The organism is Burkholderia sp. BCC0097, from assembly GCF_902832985.1.
Taxonomy (GTDB): domain Bacteria; phylum Pseudomonadota; class Gammaproteobacteria; order Burkholderiales; family Burkholderiaceae; genus Burkholderia; species Burkholderia orbicola.
Genome location: NZ_CADFDM010000004.1, coordinates 484336 through 504417, shown reverse-complemented (window position 1 = coordinate 504417; position 20082 = coordinate 484336). Strand labels below are relative to the sequence as shown.

Annotated in this window: 16 protein-coding genes; 5 read left to right on the top strand and 11 right to left on the bottom strand. The window is 69.4% G+C overall.

Annotated features, from left to right (window positions below):
- Window positions 1-4 precede the first annotated feature (4 nt).
- Window positions 5-1207, bottom strand: coding sequence for an MFS transporter (locus HWX07_RS16000; RefSeq protein ID WP_175876882.1), 1203 nt, complete (start codon window positions 1205-1207; stop codon window positions 5-7).
- A gap of 70 nt (window positions 1208-1277) precedes the next feature.
- Here HWX07_RS16000 and HWX07_RS15995 point away from each other — a divergent pair, with 70 nt between their 5' ends.
- Window positions 1278-2327 (top strand): AraC family transcriptional regulator, encoded by a 1050-nt coding sequence (locus tag HWX07_RS15995; RefSeq protein WP_175876881.1) that lies wholly within the window; start codon window positions 1278-1280, stop codon window positions 2325-2327.
- 43 nt (window positions 2328-2370) lie between these two features.
- On the opposite strand, the gene HWX07_RS15990 is transcribed toward HWX07_RS15995, so the two are convergent.
- Both HWX07_RS15990 and HWX07_RS15985 read right to left on the bottom strand, forming a co-directional pair.
- Window positions 2371-2535, bottom strand: coding sequence for a hypothetical protein (locus HWX07_RS15990; RefSeq protein ID WP_175876880.1), 165 nt, complete (start codon window positions 2533-2535; stop codon window positions 2371-2373).
- Window positions 2536-2604: 69 nt separating this feature from the next.
- On the bottom strand, window positions 2605-4521 hold the full coding sequence (locus HWX07_RS15985) for a DUF3857 and transglutaminase domain-containing protein (protein WP_175876879.1): 1917 nt from the start codon (window positions 4519-4521) through the stop codon (window positions 2605-2607).
- Between the two features lie 77 nt (window positions 4522-4598).
- Here HWX07_RS15985 and HWX07_RS15980 point away from each other — a divergent pair, with 77 nt between their 5' ends.
- On the top strand, window positions 4599-4946 hold the full coding sequence (locus tag HWX07_RS15980) for a hypothetical protein (RefSeq protein WP_244130001.1): 348 nt from the start codon (window positions 4599-4601) through the stop codon (window positions 4944-4946).
- Window positions 4947-5222: 276 nt separating this feature from the next.
- A complete protein-coding gene (locus HWX07_RS15975; protein WP_059579986.1) occupies window positions 5223-6086 on the top strand; it encodes a crotonase/enoyl-CoA hydratase family protein in 864 nt (287 codons plus the stop codon).
- 48 nt (window positions 6087-6134) lie between these two features.
- Here the strand turns inward: HWX07_RS15975 and pdeR are convergent, their stop codons facing one another.
- From pdeR to HWX07_RS15955, 4 genes are all read right to left on the bottom strand, one after another.
- Window positions 6135-8138 (bottom strand): cyclic di-GMP phosphodiesterase, encoded by a 2004-nt coding sequence (gene pdeR, locus HWX07_RS15970; RefSeq protein WP_175876878.1) that lies wholly within the window; start codon window positions 8136-8138, stop codon window positions 6135-6137.
- 571 nt (window positions 8139-8709) lie between these two features.
- Window positions 8710-12348 (bottom strand): hydantoinase B/oxoprolinase family protein, encoded by a 3639-nt coding sequence (locus HWX07_RS15965; protein ID WP_175876877.1) that lies wholly within the window; start codon window positions 12346-12348, stop codon window positions 8710-8712.
- Window positions 12349-12476: 128 nt separating this feature from the next.
- Window positions 12477-13775, bottom strand: coding sequence for an MFS transporter (locus tag HWX07_RS15960; RefSeq protein ID WP_175876876.1), 1299 nt, complete (start codon window positions 13773-13775; stop codon window positions 12477-12479).
- An 86-nt stretch (window positions 13776-13861) separates the two neighbouring features.
- Window positions 13862-14635, bottom strand: a complete 774-nt coding sequence (locus HWX07_RS15955; RefSeq protein WP_175876875.1) for a putative hydro-lyase — start codon at window positions 14633-14635, stop codon at window positions 13862-13864.
- 206 nt (window positions 14636-14841) lie between these two features.
- Here HWX07_RS15955 and HWX07_RS15950 point away from each other — a divergent pair, with 206 nt between their 5' ends.
- On the top strand, window positions 14842-15774 hold the full coding sequence (locus HWX07_RS15950; RefSeq protein ID WP_175876874.1) for a LysR family transcriptional regulator: 933 nt from the start codon (window positions 14842-14844) through the stop codon (window positions 15772-15774).
- 155 nt (window positions 15775-15929) lie between these two features.
- Window positions 15930-16826, top strand: coding sequence for a hypothetical protein (locus HWX07_RS15945; protein ID WP_175876873.1), 897 nt, complete (start codon window positions 15930-15932; stop codon window positions 16824-16826).
- Between the two features lie 14 nt (window positions 16827-16840).
- Here the strand turns inward: HWX07_RS15945 and HWX07_RS15940 are convergent, their stop codons facing one another.
- The 4 genes from HWX07_RS15940 to HWX07_RS15925 all read right to left on the bottom strand — a co-directional run bounded on the left by HWX07_RS15940 (window position 16841) and on the right by HWX07_RS15925 (window position 20071).
- The gene (locus tag HWX07_RS15940; RefSeq protein WP_175876872.1) at window positions 16841-17167 is read right to left on the bottom strand and encodes an antibiotic biosynthesis monooxygenase; all 327 of its coding nucleotides are present in this window, start codon (window positions 17165-17167) and stop codon (window positions 16841-16843) included.
- A 65-nt stretch (window positions 17168-17232) separates the two neighbouring features.
- A complete protein-coding gene (locus HWX07_RS15935) occupies window positions 17233-18219 on the bottom strand; it encodes a YkgJ family cysteine cluster protein (protein ID WP_175876871.1) in 987 nt (328 codons plus the stop codon).
- Window positions 18213-19025, bottom strand: coding sequence for a MetQ/NlpA family lipoprotein (locus HWX07_RS15930; RefSeq protein ID WP_175876870.1), 813 nt, complete (start codon window positions 19023-19025; stop codon window positions 18213-18215). The genes HWX07_RS15935 and HWX07_RS15930 overlap by 7 nt, the downstream gene beginning before the upstream one ends.
- Window positions 19022-20071, bottom strand: a complete 1050-nt coding sequence (locus HWX07_RS15925; RefSeq protein ID WP_175876869.1) for a formylglycine-generating enzyme family protein — start codon at window positions 20069-20071, stop codon at window positions 19022-19024. Before HWX07_RS15925 ends, HWX07_RS15930 begins: the two co-directional genes overlap by 4 nt.
- Window positions 20072-20082: the final 11 nt, after the last annotated feature.

Sequence of the window (20082 nt, the reverse complement as noted above, 5' to 3'; positions counted from 1 at the left end):
CCGGTCAGGACGCCACCACGCCGACCCGCTTCGGCACGCCGGTCACGATCGTCGCGACCGCGACCGCCAGCACGATCGCCGCGCCGACGAACACGCCGGCCGCGCCGTTCGCGTCGAACACGACGCCGCCGGCGGCCGCACCCGTCGCGATCGCGAGCTGGATCGCCGCGACGATCAGCCCGCCCGCGCTCTCGGCCTCGTCGGGCACGGTGCGCGTGACCCACGTCGACCACGCGACCGGCACGCCGCCGAACGCCATCCCCCACAACGCGACCAGCACCGCGTCGATCATCGGCGCGCGGCCGAGCACGACGAGCGCGATGCCGAGCACGACCATCAGCGCGGGCATGCCGATCAGCATCGGCCGCAGCCGGTGTTCGAGCACGCGGCCCGCGAGCGACGTGCCGACGAAGTTGGCGATGCCGTAGCCGAGCAGGATCGCCGACAGCCCGTTCACGCCGACGCCCGCCACCTGTTCGAGGAATGGCCGCAGATACGTGAAGAACGCGAAATGGCCGGTGAACACGAGGATCGTCGCGAACATCCCGAGGCCGACGCTCGGCCGGCGCAGCACGTCGATCAGCGTGCGCAGCCGCGTCGTGCCGCTCGGCGGCATCGACGGCAGCGTGAGGATCTGCGACACGAACGCGATGCCGCCGAGCACGGCCGCGATCAGGAACACGTTGCGCCAGCCGATCAGGTGACCGAAGTAGCTGCCCATCGGCGCGGACGCGATGGTCGCGACCGCCACGCCGCTGAAGATGATCGACAGCGCGCGCGGCACCATCGCCGTCGGCACGAGCCGCATCGCGGTGGCGGTTGCCATCGTCCAGAAGCCGCCGAGCGCGATGCCGAGCACGACGCGGCCGAACAGCAGCATGGCCAGATTCGGCGCGAACGCGACGGCGAGGTTCGATACGACGAGCAGCACCGAGAACACGAGCAGCACGCGCCGCCGGTCGATCGTGCGCGTGAGTGCGGAGATCAGCAGGCTCGTGACGAGCGCGACCGTGGCGGTGGCCGTGACGGCCTGTCCGGCCACGCCTTCGGTCACGCCGAGGCTGTCGGCCATCGGCGTCAGCAGGCTCGCCGGCAGGAATTCGGCCGTGACGAGTCCGAACACGCCGAGCGTCATTGCGAAGACCGCGCCCCAGGCCGGTTCGCGGGGGGCCGCCGTCGAGGCGGCCGAGGAGATTCCGGGATTCATGCGGGGTTCCGTGTCGGTTAGGGAAAGTACTGATAAAGGCGTATCGTAAGGAACAGCGACAGGACGGTCTATGACATACAATCCGTTCTTGTTGATCGAACGTCCGTATCTCGATATGTCCGAGCCCCTTCTGCCCCCTATTCCCGACGTGCACGACCTCGTCAGCGAGTTGCTGCTCGGGATGCGCCTGAGCGGCGTCCAGTACCGCCGCATCCAGGTCGCGCGGCCGTTCGGGCTGAATTTCGGCCATGCGCCGGGCCGCGCGCAGTTCCATTTCGTCGTGCGCGGGCCCGTGCTGCTGCGCGGCGCATCGGGCGAGACGATGCGGCTCGAGGCCGGCGACGCGATCCTGTTGCCGCAGGGCGGCATGCACGCACTGGTGTCCGATCCGGATGTGCCGTGCCGCGAGATCGACGGCTTCGAGGTCGCGAAGATCTGCGATACGGTCGCGTCGGTGGCGTCGGCCGGCGTGTCGCCCACGAGCTGCGCGACGACGGAACCCGGCGCCGGCGATGCGCTGATCTTCAGCGCCTGCATGGAACTCGACCTCGGCGGCATGCAGCCGCTGGTCGGCACGATGCCCGCGTTCATGCACGTGGGCACGCTGCTCGCGCGCTACCCGGAGATCCGCCCGATGCTCGACGCGATGGAGCGCGAGGCGTGCACGGCGCGCGCGGGCTTCGCGGGCATCCTCGCGCGGCTGGCGGACGTGGTCGCGGCGTTCATCGTGCGCGGCTGGGTCGAGTGCGGATGCGGCGACGCGACCGGCTGGGTGCAGGCGCTGCGCGAGCCGAAGCTCGGCCGCGCGATCGTCGCGCTGCATCGCGACCCGGGCCGCAACTGGAGCGTCGCGGAACTCGCGACCGAAGCAGGTGTGTCGCGCTCGGTGTTCGCCGAGCGCTTCCTCGCGGCCACCGGGATGACGCCCGTGCGCTACCTGACCGAGCTGCGGATGCGGCTCGCCGCGCAATGGATCGCCCGCGACCGCGAGACGATCGAAGCGGTCGCGTACCGGCTCGGCTACGGTTCGCTCGCGGCGTTCAGCCGTGCGTTCAAGCGCGTGGTCGGCAAGCCGCCGGGCGCCGTGCGCGCGGACGGCGACGTGCCCGCCGAAGCGTAACGACCGACGCGCGGCGCCGGCGGCGGTGGCGGCCCGCTGGCCGTCACTTCAACGCGTCGAGCCGGTCGACCAGCGCCGTCGCGCACTGCACGGCGAGCGCCGCGCACTGCTCCACGTCGACGGTCGCGCCGGTCGCGAGCGTGCCCTGCACGATCCGGCCCAGCAATTCCTTCGAGAGTTCGGCGATCTCGTGATCCCGTTCCGTCATGATGTCCCTCCTGCGCGTCGGCGATTCCGGTGATTCGCCGGTTCGGAGCGAATGCCGTGCCCGCGCCGCTCAACGCGGCTTCGCCCGCACGACGATCTGCGCCTGCGTGTCGCGCTCGATGCGCTCGAGCGACGCGCGCAGCGCCGCGAATTCGTCCGGCGTGCAGACCTGCCGCCCGAAATCCGCGTTCATCCGCCGCGTAATCTGCACGACGCGCGCGGCCGCATCGAACACGTAATGCGACGTGAAGTCGACGAAGCGGTCGTGCACGGCCGTATCGGCCGGCAGGTCGGTCACGACCACGCCCGCCGGCAACGCGATCTGGCCGGTCTCGTCGAACGCGCCGCCGATGCAGCCCCACGGCTGCGTGCGCACCGGCTCGGCCAGCCAGGTCTCGACCTGGGTCGCGATACCGCCCGTGACGCTCGACAGCGCGGGCAACGCGGTCGTGCCGTCCGGCCAGACGAAATGATCGAGCGTGCCGGTCACGGTCACGTCGAACGGCCCGTCCGTCACGCGCCGGTCGCTGGTCGACAGTTGCGCGCGGCCGCGCAGGCCGCTTTGCCGCAGACGCTCGTTCGCCAGTTGCGCGATGCGCTCGCGCGACGCGCGGCGAAACAGGTTGCGTTCGAGTTCGGCCGTCCAGCCGTCGTCCTCGACATACGCCTGAAAACGCGCGGCGCCGGGCTGCGCGGCATCGATCGCGATCCGCGCGGTGCGGGCACGCGGCTGCGTGGCCGGCGTGCGCGACAGCACGCCCGTATCGACCAGCAGCGCCGGGCGATCCATCACGATCGGCGGCAGGTAGCCGAACGCGATGCCGGCCGTCGTCGTATCCGCGTAGAGGCCGAGATCGGGCAGCCACGTAATCGCATGATTGATCGCGCCGCCGCCGTAGCCGGGCACCGACGGCAGCGTGTACACGGCGCCGAGATTGATCAGCACCGGTTCGCTGCGAACGCCGACCGCCGCGAGCAACGCGCCGAACAGCGCGACATGATCCTTGCAGTCGCCGTAGCGGTTGCGCAGGATATCGGTCACGCGATGCGGTGCGGCAGCCGTCTCGCCGAGAAACAACCCGACGTAGCGCACGTTCGCCTGCACCCAGTCGTACAGGATGCGCGCCTTGTCGCGCGGATCGGCGGCATTCGCCGTGAGCGCACGCGCCAGCTGCACGACGGCCGCATCGTTCGTGCTCGGGTCGACGGCCGCGTTGCGGTAGCGCGCGGCGAACGCCGCGTAGTCGGGCAGCGTCGACACGACGAGCCGGTCGCCGTAGGTCGGATAGCCGACCGCGCCGCTTTCGATGCGATCATACGCACCGTGCCGGTAGTCGAATTCGTAACGCGTGCGGCCGTTCGCCGTGACCGGCGGCAGCGCGACGTAGCCGCGCGCGTCCGCGTACAGCGGCATGTCGGCCGGCACGTCGAAGATCAGCCGCTGGCTGTCGACCGGCTCGCGCGACGGCTCGACGGTGTAGCCGAAGTAGCCGCGATTGACCGGCTTCGTGCGGGTCTTGCGGAAAGCAACGCGAGTGCTCGACCCGGCTTCGACGCCGGGAAACACGACGGTGCGCAGCAGCCCGTCCTGGAACGTCGGCGCGCCGGCCGAGCGCGGCTCCTGCACGTCGCGAATGCCATCCGCGCCGACCGGATGCGCGACGCCGTCGCGGTCGATCGTCTCGGCCGCGAGCAGTTCCACCTTCTCGAGATTCTTGTCGAACCATACGTAGCGCTGCGCAACGGCATCGATGCCGTTCGCGTCGTTCGCGCGCAGCGTCGAATCGTCGTGCTCGTCGAGCGAACCGTCGTGCTGGATCACGAATTCGTGAACATCGCTCACGAGCGTGACGGGCGCCATATCGGCCGCGTCGCGAGCGTCCCGCGTGTCGTGTGAGCCGCGCGTGTCGGCCACGGCCGTGCCCGCGCCGAACACAACGGCGCACACGAGCAGGCAGCTGGTCCATCGGAAATAAAAACGCACCACGTCGAAGCTCTCCGCGCGTTCGTTACCGGACGTCAGCGCCGCGCGCCGGAGCGGGAGTCGTACCGCATGACGCGCGCATGACAGGCCGCTCGCACGCACCCGCACGCGTGGCCGCCGTGCGGCCCAGTGTGGGCGACGGGCTGGCGAGCGTCAAGCCGCGCCAGCGGGAAGGAGACCTCGTGCCGATCGGCGACGCTTCCGCAACCGCTGACCGCGTGATGGCGTTCGCGTGGCTGCGCGTGATCCTGTCAGGCACGCTGCCAACGGTGCTGCGTCTCGAACGGCGGCATCCGAAGCTGATCGACGCCGAGCGGCCATGCGCGCCGCGCGCTCCCTCACGCGCACGGCGAGACGAACCGCCAGCACGCCGGCCAGCCCGACCCGCAACAGCGGATCGGCGTCCCGACGTCGCTTTCGGCGCGTAAGCGACCGGCGACGCCGGCAGCCTCATCGCCGGCGCGCCCGCTCCGCTCCAGTCCCTTCCATCCACCGACCTCGGCCCCTCGATCCGTCGTCACCCGCCCCCGCGCCCCGAACGCAAGCCGCACCGGTGTCCCGGTCGTGCGTTGTTCCCCGCAATTCGACATTTGTGCGCGCGCAACAATGGCGATGCCTCGCGCCAGGCGCCATGCGGGCAACCCGATCCCCCGCATGGCGCCTGGCGCGGCGGTCTTTAAAACCACATCTCACGAGGACATACCATGCAACTCCAATCCCATCCGGCATGCCGCCCGTTTTACGAAGCCGGCGAACTCTCGCAACTGACCGCCTTCTACGAAGAAGGCCGTAACGTCATGTGGATGATGCTGCGATCGGAGCCGCGGCCGTGCTTCAACCAACAACTCGTCACCGACATCATCCATCTCGCGCGCGTCGCACGCGACTCGGGCCTCACGTTCGACTTCTGGGTGACGGGCTCGCTCGTCCCCGAGCTGTTCAACGTCGGCGGGGACCTGAGCTTCTTCGTCGACGCGATCCGCAGTGGCCGACGCGACCAGTTGATGGCGTACGCGCGTTCGTGCATCGACGGCGTGTACGAGATCTACACGGGCTTCGGCACCGGCGCGATCTCGATCGCGATGGTCGAGGGCAGCGCGCTCGGCGGCGGCTTCGAGGCCGCGCTCGCGCATCACTACGTGCTCGCGCAGAAGGGCGTGAAACTCGGCTTCCCCGAGATCGCGTTCAACCTGTTCCCGGGCATGGGCGGCTATTCGCTGGTTGCGCGCAAGGCGAACCGCGGCCTCGCGGAATCGCTGATCGCGACCGGCGAAGCGCATGCGGCCGAGTGGTACGAAGACCAGGGGCTGATCGACGAGACGTTCGACGCCGGTGACGCGTATCTGGCGACGCGCACCTTCATCGACGTGACGAAGCCCAAGCTGAACGGCATCCGCGCGATGCTGCGCGCCCGCGAACGCGTGTTCCAGCTGTCGCGCTCGGAGCTGATGGACATCACGGAAGCGTGGGTGCATGCGGCGTTCACGATCGAGCCGAAGGATCTCGCGTACATGGAACGCCTGGTGATGCTGCAGAACCGGCGCGTGTCGAAGCTGCGCACGGTGTAATGCGATGGGCGCCGCCGGGGCCGGCGGCGCCTTTTTCCGGAACGACGCTCAGGCGATCAGCCTGAGCTTTCTCGTCTCCGCGAGCCACGCCTCGAACGCCTGCGCCGGCATCGGCCGCGCGTAGTAGTAGCCCTGCGCGTGATCGACGTCGAGCTGCTTGAGGAATTCGGCTTCCGCATGCGTTTCGACACCTTCCGCGACCACCGCGAAATTCAGCGCCTTCGCGAGCGACACGACCGAGCGCACCAGCGCCTGCGAGCGCGGGTTGCGGTCGATCGCCGTGATGAAGGTGCGGTCGAGCTTGATCGCGTCGAGCGGCAGGCGCGACAACTGCGACAGCGACGAATAGCCGGTGCCGAAATCGTCGAGATGGATCTCCGCGCCGAGCTGGCGGAACTGCCGCATCAGCCCGTTGGCCGCCTCCTCGTCCTCGATGAAGCAGCTCTCGGTCAGCTCGATGTCGAGCAGGCCGGGCTTGAGCCCCGCGCCGTCGAGAATCGACGCGAACTGGTGCACGATGTTCATGTCCTGCAACTGCCGCGCGGACAGGTTCACCGCGATCCGGACGCCGAGCCCCTTCGCCTTCCACGCGGCCGCCTGCGCGGCCGCGGTGCGCATCACCCAGCGCCCGAGCGGCGCGATCAGCCCCGACTCTTCCGCGAAGCGGATGAACTCGACCGGCGCGACGAGCCCGCGATCGGGCGACTGCCAGCGGATCAGCGCCTCGACCGCATGCACGTCGCCCGTCGCGATGTCGACGACCGGCTGGTAGTGCAGCACGAACTGCTCTTCCTCGAGCGCCTTGCGCAGGTTCGTGTCGAGCCACATGTACTTCGCGACCTTCTGGTTCATCTCCAGCGAGAACACGCGATACGTATGCTTGCCCTCTTCCTTCGCGACGTACATCGCGGTGTCGGCGCTGCGGATCAGCGTCTCGAGCGAATCGCCGTGCTGCGGATGCATCGCGATGCCGATCGAGCAGCTCGTGTAGACCTCCATCAGCCCGAGATGGATCGGCGTACGCAGCCGTTCGAGGATGATCTGCGCGGTCGCTTCGAGCAGCGGCCGCGTGGCGTGTTCGAACAGCACGAGGAATTCGTCGCCGCCGAGCCGGGCGAGCGTCGCGCCCGACGGCAGGCAGCCGCTGATGATCGCCGACACGTCCTGCAGCAGCCGGTCGCCGGTGATGTGCCCGTAGTGATCGTTGACACGCTTGAAGTTGTCGAGATCCAGGAACAGGATGCCGACCTGGCCGCGCGTATTGGCGTCTTCCTCCGCGATCGCCGCGTGGATGCGCTCGCTGATCGCATGGCGGTTCGGCAGCCCGGTGAGCACGTCGGTGTTCGCGAGCTCGGTGAGCCGCTGCTGCGCGTTGCGCTCCTCGGTGATGTCGATGCCCGAGCAGATCAGGTACTGCTCGTCGACGCCGCTGCCGCTCTGCACGAACTTGTTGCGGAACTGGAACAGGCGCGGCCCGTTGACCGTGTTGATGTAGCGCTCGACCGCGAACGACTGGTTGCTCGCGAAGAAGCCCGTGATGTTGCTGCGCGACTGCGCGCCCTGCTCGGGGCTCATGAACAGCTCGAACGCGCTGCGGCCGATCACGTCGACCTCGCGCTTGCCCGTCACTTCCTCGCACAGGCGGTTGAAGCGCTGCACCATCCCGTTGCGGTCGAGGATCACGACGAGTGAATTCACTTCGGACACGACCTGCTCGGCGAACGCGAGCCCGTGCGCCAGGTCACCGGCGACGGACTCGGTATCGCAATAGGCGGACGCCGTGCCGGCCCAGTCGACCGTATTGACCTTCCTGCCGACGAGATGGAGGCTGACCGGGTTGCCGAACAGCACGATGTCGAGCACGAGGTGCGACGTGACGCCGGTCAGCGCGCGGATGCGCGCGGCCTGCTCGACCGTCAGCGCGACCGCGACGTTGGTCAGGCCGCGTACCGCGGCCAGTTCGAGTGCGTTGCTGTCGCTGCCGAGACGCCAGCAGGGGCTGCGCGTACCGACATGCGCCTCGAGCACCGCGCTATCGTTTTCGTCATCCATGGACACGCCCCGATCCAGAAAAAAACGCATAGTGTAGACGGAGGCGAGTGGGCCGACCGCCTTCCCGGGCACACGCAGGGCGCGTGCCTGGCAGGGCTGCCGTGATTGCCGTGACAGCGGGCCTCGTCCCGTTACTTGTTTCCAGCTGATGCGACCGGCGTTCGCGCGTGATGCGCAGGTTCCACCTTACGAACGATGAGAGCCATCTTATCAAATGACGATGAGGATTGGCACTCACATTTAGAGCAGAGTGTCAAGGAATCGGGACTCGATTGGCAAGCCGGATTTTTCATGATTGGCAGCGGCGAATGCGCAGGTGACGCGGCGCGCATTCGGGGCGGCCAGATAGCCCGGAAGCCACGCCGGGCGGGCGTTTATGACCGATCAAAGGATAAGGGGCCGGATGCTCGAAAGGGGCGCCGCGGCGGGGTCGAATCGGGTGCCGCGCTCCGGTTTTTTATCGTTTTTGATTCCATTCGCGCGTGAATGCCGGGTTTTATTCCACAGTTCGTTGCAATATCCTCTACCCGCCCCGGCGCGGGGCATCCGCGCCGGAAGCCGGATGCGCGGCTCAGTCCGCCGCGCCGTAGCCGCCGCCGCCCGGCGTTTCGACGACGAACACGTCACCGGCCGCCATTTGCGCGCGGCCGATATGGTCGAGCACCTCGACCGTACCGTCCGCCCGCTCGATCGTGTTGCGGCCGAGCGCGCCGGCCGCGCCGCCCGCCGCGCCGAACGGCGCGTGAATCCGGTTGTTCGACAGGATCGACGCCGTCATCGGCTCGAGGAAGCGGACCCGCCGCACCGCGCCGTCGCCGCCGCGCCAGCGCCCGCCGCCGCCCGAGCCGGCGCGGATCACGTGCGAATCGAGCCGCACCGGGTAGCGCCATTCGAGCACCTCCGGATCGGTGAGCCGCGAGTTCGTCATGTGCGTCTGCACCGCGGCGACGCCCGCGAAGCCGTCGCCCGCGCCGCTGCCGCCGGCGATCGTCTCGTAGTACTGGTACTGATCGTTACCGAATGTGAAGTTGTTCATCGTTCCCTGGCTCGACGCGACGCAGCCGAGCGCGCCGTACAGCGCGTTGGTGATCGCCGACGACGTCTCGACGTTGCCCGACACGACGGCCGCCGGGTATTCGGGGTTCAGCATCGAGCGGGCCGGCACGATCACGGTCAGCGGCTTCAGGCAGCCGGCGTTCAGCGGGATGTCGTCGCCGACCAGCGTGCGGAACACGTACAGCACCGCCGCCATGCAGACGGCCTTCGGCGCGTTGAAGTTGTTGTCGAGCTGCGCGGACGTGCCGGTGAAATCGATCTCCGCGCACCGCGCGGCGCGATCGACGCGAATCGCGACGCGAATCTGCGCGCCGTTGTCGAGCGGGTAGCGGTACGCGCCATCCTGCAGCGCGCCGATCACGCGCCGCACGGCTTCTTCCGCGTTGTCCTGCACGTGCCCCATGAACGCAAGCACGACGTCGCGGCCGAACTGCGCGACCATCCGGCGCAGCTCGTCGACGCCCTTCTGGTTCGCGGCGACCTGCGCGCGCAGGTCGGCCATGTTCTGCTCGACGTTGCGCGCCGGGTAGCGGCCCGACGCCAGCAGCGCCCGCGTGTCGGCGTCGCGCAGCACGCCGGCCGACACCAGTTGCCAGTTGTCGATCAGCACGCCTTCCTCGTCGATATGCGTCGAATCGGGCGGCATCGAGCCCGGCGTCGTGCCGCCGATGTCCGCGTGGTGGCCGCGCGAGCCGACGTAGAACAGCGGCGCGTCCGAGCCGTCCGCGAACACCGGCGTGATGACGGTCACGTCCGGCAGGTGCGTGCCGCCGTGGTACGGATCGTTCAGCATGAACACGTCGCCGTCGCGCATGCGGCCGCGGTTGCGCTCGATCACCGTGCGGATGCTCTCGCCCATCGAGCCGAGGTGCACGGGCATGTGCGGCGCGTTCGCGATCAGGTTGCCGTCGCCGTCGAAGATCGCGCACGAGAAGTCGAGCCGCTCCTTGATGTTCACCGAGTACGCGGTGTTCTGCAGCCGCAGCCCCATCTGCTCGGCGATCGACATGAACAGGTTGTTGAAGATCTCGAGCCGCACCGGGTCGGCATCGGTGCCGAGCGAGCGGCGCGTCGGCAGCGGCGTCGCGCGCGTCAGCACGAGGTTGCCCTGTGCGGTCATCGCGGCGCGCCAGCCGGGCTCGACGACGGTCGTGCCGTTCTGCTCCGCGACGATCGCCGGGCCGTCGATCGTGTCGCCGGCGCGCAGCGTGTCGCGCACGACCAGCGCCGCGTCGTGCCACTGGCCGCCGGAATAAAAGCGCACGGCCGGGTGCGCTTGCGGCGCCGCGCCCGCTTCGCGTGGCGCGAGCGGTGCGATGTCGACGGGCGCGTCCGAGCGGCCGATCGCCTCGACCGACGCGAGCTCGGCCACCAGCGGCGTGCCCGGCATCAGGAACGCGTAGCGCTGCCGGTACGCGGCCTCGAATGCCTCCTGCATCGCGGCGACGCTGCCGGCCGGCACGTCGAGCGCCGAATCGGTGCCCTGGTAGCGCAGGTGCACGCGCCGCTCGGTCGCGATCCGCTCCGGCGGCACGCCCTGTTCGAGCAGCGCGCCGATGGCCTCGTCGGCCAGCCGGTCGAGCGCGGCATTCAGCGCCGGCAGCGATGCGTCGGACAACACGGCTTCCACCGCGCGCTCGCGCATCGCGGTCTGGTCGGCCAGCCCCATCCCGTATGCGGACAGCACGCCGGCGAGCGGATGCGCGAACACCTGCGTCATCCCGAGCGCATCGGCCACGCCGCACGCGTGCTGGCCGCCCGCGCCGCCGAACGTCGTCAGCACGTAGCGCGACACGTCGTGGCCGCGCTGCACGGAAATCTTCTTGATCGCATTCGCCATGCTGCCGATCGCGATCTCAAGGAACCCTTCGGCGAGCGCCTCGGGCGTCTCGCGGCGGCCCGTCGCCGCGTGAATTTCGTCGGCGAGCGCCGCGAACTTCGCGACCACGCCGTCGCGGTCGAGCGGCTGGTCCGCATGCGGGCCGAACACGCGCGGAAAATGATCGGGCTGGATCTTGCCGAGCATCACGTTGCAGTCGGTCACCGTCAGCGGGCCGCCGCGCCGGTACGCGGCCGGCCCCGGGTTCGCGCCGGCCGATTCGGGCCCGACGCGCAGCCGCGCGCCGTCGAAGCCGAGCACCGAGCCGCCGCCGGCCGCGACCGTGTGGATGCTCATCATCGGCGCGCGCATCCGCACGCCGGCCACCTGCGTCTCGAATTCGCGCTCGAATTCGCCGTTGTAGTGCGACACGTCGGTCGACGTGCCGCCCATGTCGAAGCCGATCACCTGGCCGAAGCCGGCCGCGCGCGCCGCACGCACCATCCCGACGATGCCGCCGGCCGGGCCCGACAGGATCGCGTCCTTGCCCTGGAACGCATCCGCGCGCGTGAGGCCGCCGCTGCTCTGCATGAACTGCAGGTTCACGCCCGGCATCTCGTGCGCGACCTGCTCGACGTAGCGGCGCAGGATCGGCGACAGGTACGCGTCGACCACGGTCGTATCGCCGCGCGACACCATCTTCATCAGCGGCGATACCTCGTGCGACACCGATACCTGCGTGAAGCCGATGCGGCGTGCGAGTTCCGCCAGCATCCGTTCGTGCGCGGTGTAGCGGTAGCCGTGGATCAGCACGATCGCGAGCGCGCGCACCCCGCTGTCGAACACGCGGCGCAGCGCCGCTTCGGCACCCTGAACATCGAGCGGCACGACCACGTCGCCGTGCGCGCCGACGCGCTCGTCGATCTCGACGACCGTCTCGTACAGCGCGTCGGGCAGCACGATGTCGAGATCGAACAGGCGCGGCCGGTTCTGGTATGCGATGCGCAGCACGTCGCGAAAACCGCGCGTCGTGGCCAGCGCGGTACGTTCGCCCTTGCGTTCGAGCAGCGCGTTGGTCGCGACCGTCGTGCCCATCTTCACCATGTCGACCTGCGCGGGCGTGATCCGCTCGTCGGCCGCGAGGCCGAGCAGGTGGCGGATGCCGGCCACGGCCGCGTCGCGGTACTGCTCGGGGTTCTCCGACAGCAGCTTGTGCGTGACGAGCGTGCCGTCGGGCCGCCGCGCGACGATGTCGGTGAACGTGCCGCCGCGGTCGATCCAGAATTGCCAGCGCGCGGTGTCGGAGGGAACGGGAGAAAGCTGTCGGTCAGTCATGATGTCGGTCGATGCGTCGTTGATTCGAGGGACGAGCGCCGCCGCACGGCGCGCGTCGCGCGCCGTGTCACGGTGTCGATGAAAGGGAAAGAAAACCGCGGGGCCGGCCGCCCCGCCGCTGCCGCCGGTCAGGCGGCGTCGAGTTCGCGGCCGCGGGTCTCGGGCAGCGTCAGCGCGGCGACGATCACCACGCCGTAGGCGGCGACCGCGAAGATGCCGATGCTCGTGCCGAGCCCGTATTGTTTGGACAGCGCGCCGATCAGGAACGGGAACAGCGCACCGATCGCGCGGCCCACGTTGTAGCAGAAGCCCTGGCCGGAGCCGCGCACGCGGGTCGGGAACAGCTCGGTGAGGAATGCGCCCATCCCCGAGAAGATGCCCGATGCGAAGAAGCCGAGCGGGAAGCCGAGCCACAACATCGACGCGTTGGTCAGGTTCAGCGACGTGTACGCGAAGGCGATCACCATCGAGCCGACCGCGAACAGGATGAAGTTCGGCTTGCGTCCGAGGCGGTCGGTCAGGTACGCGCTCGTCAGGTAGCCGACCCACGAGCCGAAGATGATCATCGCGAGATAGCCGCCGGTGCCCATCACCGTCAGGTGCCGCTCGGTCTTCAGGAAGGTCGGCAGCCACGTCGTGATCGCGTAGTAGCCGCCTTGCGCGCCGGTCGTCAGCAGCGCCGCGCGCAGCGTCGTCGTGATCAGCTTCGGCGCGAAGATCTCGGTGAGGCGCGGCGCGTCGGCCACTTTCGTCTGCGCGGCCTTCTCCTTCTCGTAGACGTCCGGCTCCTTCACGTAGCGGCGGATCGCGACGACCAGCAGCGCGGGCGCGAGCCCGACCAGGAACAGCGCGCGCCACGCCTGCTCGGCGGGCAGCACCGAGAACAGCAGCGCATACAGCAGCGCGCACAGCCCCCAGCCGATCGCCCAGCCCGACTGCACGAGGCCAACCGCCCTGCCGCGGTCGCGCGCGCGGATCACTTCGCCGATCAGCACCGCGCCGGCCGTCCATTCGCCGCCGAAGCCGAAGCCCATCAGCGCGCGCGCCGCGACGAGCTGGTGGTAGTTCTGCGCGAGCCCGCACAGCGCGGTGAACACCGCGAACCACAGCACCGTGAGCTGCAGCGTGCGCACGCGGCCGATCCGGTCGGACAGGATGCCGGCGATCCAGCCGCCGAGCGCCGACGCGAGCAGCGTGACGGTGCCGATGAAGCCGGCATCGGCGAGCGTGATGCCCCAGGTCGCGACGAGCGTGGGGATCACGAACGACAGCATCTGCGTGTCCATCCCGTCGAGCATGTAGCCGACCTTGCAGCTCCAGAACGCGCGGCGCTCGCGCGGCTGCGCATCCGCGTACCACGAGAACAGGCCGTTGCGCTCGCGGCTCGCGGGCTCGGCGGCGGGCGCCGCGAGGGTCTTGCTTTCCATGGTGGTACTCCTGTCGTTATGCGCCGATCCAATGGCGTGGGGTGCGGTGTGTCGTCTGTACGTCGCTTACGGGTGGGCCGGCCGGGTCAGAACACGGCCAGCGAGGCATTCGTGATGTCGGTCATCAGCATGTGGCCGGGCGTATGCGCGATCGCGATCGGCAGCTTCGCGTCCATCAGCGCGGTTTGCGGCGTCACGCCGCATGCCCAGAACACCGGCAGCTCGCCGTCGCGGATCGTCACCGCGTCGCCGAATTCGGGCGCGTTCAGATCCTCGATGCCGAGCGCCCGCGGATCGCCGATATGGATCGGCGCGCCGTGCACGCCCGGGAACCGGCTCGTGATCTGCACCGCGCGGATCGCGTCCGCGCCGCGCAGCGGCCGCATCGACACGACCAGCTGGCCGCCGAAGATCCCCGCGCGGCGGTTCGCGATCGACGTGCGGTACATCGGCACGTTGCGACCCTCCTCGACGTGGCGCAGCCCGATGCCTTCGCGGGCGAGCATGTCCTCGAACGAAAACGAGCAGCCGATCGCGAATACGACGAAATCGTCGCGCCACAGCGCGTCGAGCGACTCGACGCGCTCGGTCAGGCGGCCGTCCCTGTATACGTTGTAGCTCGGCACGTCGGTGCGGATGTCGAGATCCTCGCCGAGCGCGTCGATCCGGAACGCGCCCGGTTCGCCGACGCCCAGCAGCGGGCAGGCCTTCGGGTTCGCCTGGCAGAAGCGCAGGAAATCATGCGCGTACGCGTCGGGCAGGATCGCCAGGTTCGCCTGGGCAAACGGGCCGCAATGGCCGGCGGTCGGGCCGCGGAACGCGCCGCGGCGCACGGATTGACGGAATTCGGAAGGCGTCATGAGAGTCGGTCGCAGATCGGGATGGCGGGGCGATGACGGTGATGTGTCATCGGATAGGGCGAAGAATAGAAAGGAAAAAATTTTGTCGCCAACGAGTTTTTTTGCGCCTGCCGTATAGAATTTCTTAACGGATCTGCGGGTTTTCCCCGGTCCCGTTCACTTTTCGTCGCCGGCAAGCTGCGCATCCACCGCCTCGCCCGACCGCCATGAACACGCGTTTTCTCGAAACCTTCGTCACGCTCGCGAAGCTGCGCAACTTCCGCACGACCGCGGCGGCGCTGCACGCGACGCCGGCCGCGATCTCGCAGCGCCTGAAGGCGCTCGAGGACGAACTGCATACGGTACTCGTCGATCGCGACAGCCGTGCGTTCCGGCTCACGCCGAACGGCGAATACCTGCTCGGCTATGCGAAAGCCGTGGTCGAGGCGACGCAGGAACTGCAGGCCGCCGCGTCCGGCGAGCGCGCGCTGCGCGGCAAGCTGCGGCTCGGCGTGATCGAGACGGTCGTGCACAGCTGGCTGCCGCACTACATGCGGCGGCTCGCCGCCGACTATCCTGAACTCGAGATCGACCTGACCGTCGACGTCAGCGTCGTGCTGCAACGCCGGCTGATGGCCGGCGAGCTCGACCTGATCATCCGTGTGGAAGGCAGCGACGAGGCGTCGGTCGTGTGCGACGCGCTCGCGAACTACCCGGTGCGCTGGATCGCGCGCGCCGGGCTGCTGCCCAATACCCGCGCGGGCCTCGCACGGCAGGTGCTGCGCCAGCCGATCCTCACCTACGGGCGCGGCACCGCGCCCCATCGCGCGCTGGAGGACATCGTCCGCACCCTCGCGCATGCGCACGGCGTGCCGCTGTCGGAGACGCGCATCACCGGGTCACCGTCGATCTCGGTGATCGTGCAACTGGTGCGTGACGGTTTCGGCGTCGCCGCGATTCCGGTGCTGTTCGTCGATGCATTGATAGAAAGCGGCGAAGTCGTCGAACTGCCGCTGCAGCCGTCGCCGCCGTCGATCGTCGTGTCGATGTCGCGGCGAACGGACGCGCCGCGGTTCGTGCACGGTGCGTCGATCGCCGCGCGGGCGGCGTGTCATGAGTATTGCGAGAAGAGCACGCGGTTGCTGGTCGAAGCGCTTTGACCTTGCAGCGGCGAACGACGCGCGTTCGACATCGCCGCTCGAATCGCCCACAATCGCGTTCGGCGCGTCGCCCTATCGGCGCCGCGCATCGAGAATGACGGCCCGGCCGCCCGGCATTCGTCGCTTCGCATGATCGTGCACCACGAGAAGGCAACATGCAGATTCGCTCCGCTTCGCCTCGCCTGAACCTCGCCCGCGTCGTGATCGTCGCGCTGTATGTCGCGTCGCTGCTGCTGCCCGTCGCGGCCGAACCGCCGAATGCGGCCGGCGCGGTGAGCTGGTGGCATGGCTACACCGTGCTCGTGCTCGGCCCGCTCGCGATCCTCGACCTGCAATTCGCATGGCTCGGCAACCCGCTGCTCGTCGTCGCGCTGCTCAGGCCGAGCCGCACCGTATCCGCGCTGCTGGCCGTGGTCGTAGTCTTCGCGCTCGGGTGGCATACGATCCCGACCGACGCGAACTACGAAACGATCCGCACGTTCGGGGCCGGGTACTACTTATGGATGGCGGCGATGGTGGGCGCCGCCGCGCTGCCGTGGATCGATGGGCGCGGTTCGCAGGATGACGGTGCGCCGAGCCTCGCCGTGGGTGCCGCGGCTGGAGCCATGCCGACCGGCAGCGGCACAGGTGCTGTGACCGACGGGCCGGCCGGACCGCATGCCGCGCCGTCATCGACCCGACCGCCTGCCCGGCAGCGCGGCTGGACCGTGACGGCAACCGACACGCGCATCGAAGCGACCGACGGAACCGGGGCGATGCGCGGCATCGCGCTGTCCGACCTCGGCGCGATCATGATCGAGACGAACGACCAGGGGCCGTTCGCGTCGGATATCTGGTGGATTCTGTTCGATACGAACAAGCAATTCGCATGCGCGTTCCCGCAGGATGCGCAAGGCGCGAAGGCAGCGGTCGACCGGCTGCTCGACCTGCCCGGCATCGACCACCGCAAGGTCATCGACGCGCAGACGTCGATCCAGAACGCGACGTTCCCGATCTGGGCGCGCGCGGCGGGAGAACCGGCCACGCCGGGAGAAACCGGCGCGACCGCCTGACCGACCGGCAAGCGTTACGCGACTGGCCCCGCATGCGGCGGCGTCAGCTTGCCGTCGCCATACTCGCGAAGCACCTGCGAAATCACGACGCGATACCCGTCCAGCCAGCGCGCCTGCTTCGCCTTGGCCTCCAGATGCGCGGGATGCTGCATCAACTGCCGCAGCGCCGCCTCGGATTCCCAGTAGTAGACGTTCTGGATCAATCCGGCTTCCGCGTTCTCCCACGTTTCCTCGCCGAGATAGCCCTGCGTCGCGCGCGCCATGTCGGCGATCTGCCGGTCGAGCCGATGGAATTCGTCGTCGTACTGCCCGGCACGAAAAATGAAGGTCGACGCGTACATGCCCGCTCACTCTGCCACGATTGAAAGAGCGCCAAGTGTACGGCACGCGCGGCGTGCCGCAAGCGTCAGGCGGCGAGTGGCGCGGCGTCGGCGCGATCGTCGAGCCACGCGTCGATGCGTGACGCATCTTCATGCGCGGTGGCTGCCGGTACCGGCGTCGCCGCGAGCGCTTGTCGCGCCCGTCCCAGCGCCTGCGCGAAGCCGCGCAATTCGTGCGTCGCGGGCCGGTCGGCCGCCTGTCGGCGCGCGAGTGCCGCTTCGACGTTCGCGCCGATCAAGGTCAGCTGGGCGTCGATGAAGTCGATGCACAGCGTGCGGCAACGCGCGGAAACCTGCGCGACGGCCAGCAGCACCGGCACGATCGACACGGTCAGGTAGCCGCCGGGCGCCAGCCGCGCCAGCGCATGGCTCACCCCCGGCCCGCCGTCGGCCAGCGACGCGAACACGGCGTCGCGCCACACCGCGCGCTCGAACACGAGTGCCTCGCGATGCGCGTCGAGCGCCGCGCGATCCGCGACCTGCCCGGCCGTCACCAGCGGAATGGGGAACACCGATTCGTTCGCGGATGGCACGTTCCCGGCCTCGACGATGCAGTTCGCGCCCAGCCACGCCGCATCGTCGCGCCGTGCCGCGAGCACGCGTGCCTGCAACCGGTCGGGCAGCATCGGATCGAGCGGCACCGCACCGCAGATCGACGGCTTGTTCGCATGCACGCCGCAGCGGCCGTCGTCGGCGAGCGCCGCGCAACGGCCCAGCGACGGATAGTCGTAGCCTTGCAGCGTCAGCGCGAGCCATTCGCCCTGCACGCCGCCGCCGCGATGGAACAGCCGGTCCGCCAGCGCATCGGCCGCCGCGACGTCGTCCGCGCCGAGCACATGCTCGCCCCCGCCCGCCTGCCAGCGTTCGCCGATCCGCCGCTTCGGCACGCGGCGAATCGTCAATGCGCCGACGAAGCGATGCCGATGCCGGAACAGCTCGCGCAACGACAGCGCCGGCGCGCTGTTGCAGCAGCGGCCGCACGCGTTGCACGCGAGCAGGTAGGTGTCTACCACGGCCGCCGCACCGAATCCTGGTAGCGCGTGAGGATGAAGCGCGCGACGTCGTCCGAGTGATACGCGGCGACGAGCCGCGCGACCCACGGCTTCGCGCGATCGGCATCGCGCACCGTGAGGACGTTCGCATATGGCGAGCGGGCGTCCTCGAGGCTGATGCTGTCGCGCGCGGGCTGCAGTCCGAAGCGAGCCGCGTCGTCGCTGTCGATCGCGACGAACGCGGCCGTCTCGAGCGCCGCGTAAAGCCGGTCGCGGCGCAGCGCGACGAATTTCAGCCCTAGCCGGTTGCCGGTGACGTCGCGCAGCGTCGCGTGCAGGCCGGCTTTTTCGCGCAGCGTCACCAGCGTGTCGTTCTGCAGCAGCACGAGCGAGCGCGCCATCCCGCGCGGATCGGCGGGCAACGCGACCGTCGCGCCGGGTTGCAGTTCGTTCAGATTCTTCAGCTTGCGCGAATAGAAGGCCATCGGCAGCGTGACGGTCGGCGCGACTTCGGTCAGCGCATAGCGCTTCCGTGCGCGCGTCGCGGCAAGCTGTTGCGCATCCTCGAAGCTGGCCGCGTCGATCCGGCCGTCGGCCAGCGCCGTGTCGATGCGCGATGCGTCGTCGAATTCGACGACGTCGACGCCCAGCCCGCGCGCGGCCGCCACTCGCTTCACTTCGTCGAGGATCTGCGCATGCACGCCGCGTGTGACGCCGACGCGCACGGCCGGCGTCGCGGCTTCGGCAGCCACTGCCGCGCCATGAAGCACGACGCCGCATGCAGCCAGCAGCCACGCCGCCATGAAACGCCCGATGTGCGCCGTCATGACGCGTCCCTCAAGATCGTGCGAAACCCGATGTGCGACGCGCCGAGATCGGCTTCCTGCTGTTCGCGCGACGATGCGCGATAGCGCACGCAGTAGTCTCGCGAGCACAGGAACGAACCGCCCTTGATCACCATCGGCGTATCGTGCCGGCGCGTCGGCGGCGCCACGGCCGCCGTATCGCCGTTCGTGTGCGACTGATGCGGGCCCGTGTACGCGTCCTTCGTCCATTCCCATGCGTTGCCGATCATGTCGTAAAGACGAAAGCCGTTCGCCGCATAGCAGCCGACGGGCGCCAATCCGGCGTGGCCATCCTCGGCCGAGTCGAGCACCGGAAACGCGCCCTGCCAGTAGTTCGCGGCCGGCTTGCCCTGCGCATCGCGCGGCGCCGCATCGAGCGATGCGTCGTCGCGGCCCGCCTTGCCCGCGTATTCCCATTCGGCCTCGGTCGGCAGGTCGCGGCCGAGCCAGCGCGCATACGCGAGCGCATCGTGCTGCGTGACGAGCGTCACCGGCAGGTTGCCGAGCCCTTCCACGTCGCTGCCCGGCCCGCGCGGATGCCGCCACGACGCGCCCTTCACCCACGACCACCACGCGAGGTCGCGCGCATTCATCTCGTCGCGCGTGGGCACATGGAACACCGCCGCGCCGCCCTGCTGCTCGGCCTCGGTCACGTAACCGGTGGCCTGCACGAACGCGGCGAACTGCGCGATCGTCACGTCGGTCTGGTCGATCCAGAAGCCGCCGACGCGCGTCTTGCCGTCGCCGACCGGGCGCTCGTCCGCATAGCCGCGCGTGCTGCCGAACACGAATGCGCCGCCGCGCAGATGCACCATCCCGGCCTGCGGATCGTCACGCCACTTCGACGGCAGCCCCGAATAGCGTTCGCACGCGCGCTCCGAACCGAGCGGCGCGAGCGCGCGGCCGCGATTCAGGTCGTCGAACGCGCCGTCCGCCGGCGCCGCCGGATTCGCATAGCCCGCCGCGAACGCGGCGGCGAACAGCGTGGCGGCCAGCGCCGCGCCGATCGTCCAGAAACGCAACCGCATCGTGTCGCCCC

Coding starts and splice junctions, on each gene's coding strand:
- HWX07_RS15950 (WP_175876874.1), top strand. CDS start 14,842: ATGAACACGCGTTTTCTCGAAACCTTCGTCACGCTCGCGAAGCTGCGC.
- HWX07_RS15960 (WP_175876876.1), bottom strand. CDS start 13,775: ATGGAAAGCAAGACCCTCGCGGCGCCCGCCGCCGAGCCCGCGAGCCGC.
- HWX07_RS15940 (WP_175876872.1), bottom strand. CDS start 17,167: ATGTACGCGTCGACCTTCATTTTTCGTGCCGGGCAGTACGACGACGAA.
- HWX07_RS15925 (WP_175876869.1), bottom strand. CDS start 20,071: ATGCGGTTGCGTTTCTGGACGATCGGCGCGGCGCTGGCCGCCACGCTG.
- HWX07_RS15995 (WP_175876881.1), top strand. CDS start 1,278: ATGACATACAATCCGTTCTTGTTGATCGAACGTCCGTATCTCGATATG.
- HWX07_RS15975 (WP_059579986.1), top strand. CDS start 5,223: ATGCAACTCCAATCCCATCCGGCATGCCGCCCGTTTTACGAAGCCGGC.
- HWX07_RS15980 (WP_244130001.1), top strand. CDS start 4,599: ATGACAGGCCGCTCGCACGCACCCGCACGCGTGGCCGCCGTGCGGCCC.
- HWX07_RS15955 (WP_175876875.1), bottom strand. CDS start 14,635: ATGACGCCTTCCGAATTCCGTCAATCCGTGCGCCGCGGCGCGTTCCGC.
- HWX07_RS16000 (WP_175876882.1), bottom strand. CDS start 1,207: ATGAATCCCGGAATCTCCTCGGCCGCCTCGACGGCGGCCCCCCGCGAA.
- pdeR (WP_175876878.1), bottom strand. CDS start 8,138: ATGGATGACGAAAACGATAGCGCGGTGCTCGAGGCGCATGTCGGTACG.
- HWX07_RS15990 (WP_175876880.1), bottom strand. CDS start 2,535: ATGACGGAACGGGATCACGAGATCGCCGAACTCTCGAAGGAATTGCTG.
- HWX07_RS15930 (WP_175876870.1), bottom strand. CDS start 19,025: ATGACGGCGCACATCGGGCGTTTCATGGCGGCGTGGCTGCTGGCTGCA.
- HWX07_RS15965 (WP_175876877.1), bottom strand. CDS start 12,348: ATGACTGACCGACAGCTTTCTCCCGTTCCCTCCGACACCGCGCGCTGG.
- HWX07_RS15945 (WP_175876873.1), top strand. CDS start 15,930: ATGCAGATTCGCTCCGCTTCGCCTCGCCTGAACCTCGCCCGCGTCGTG.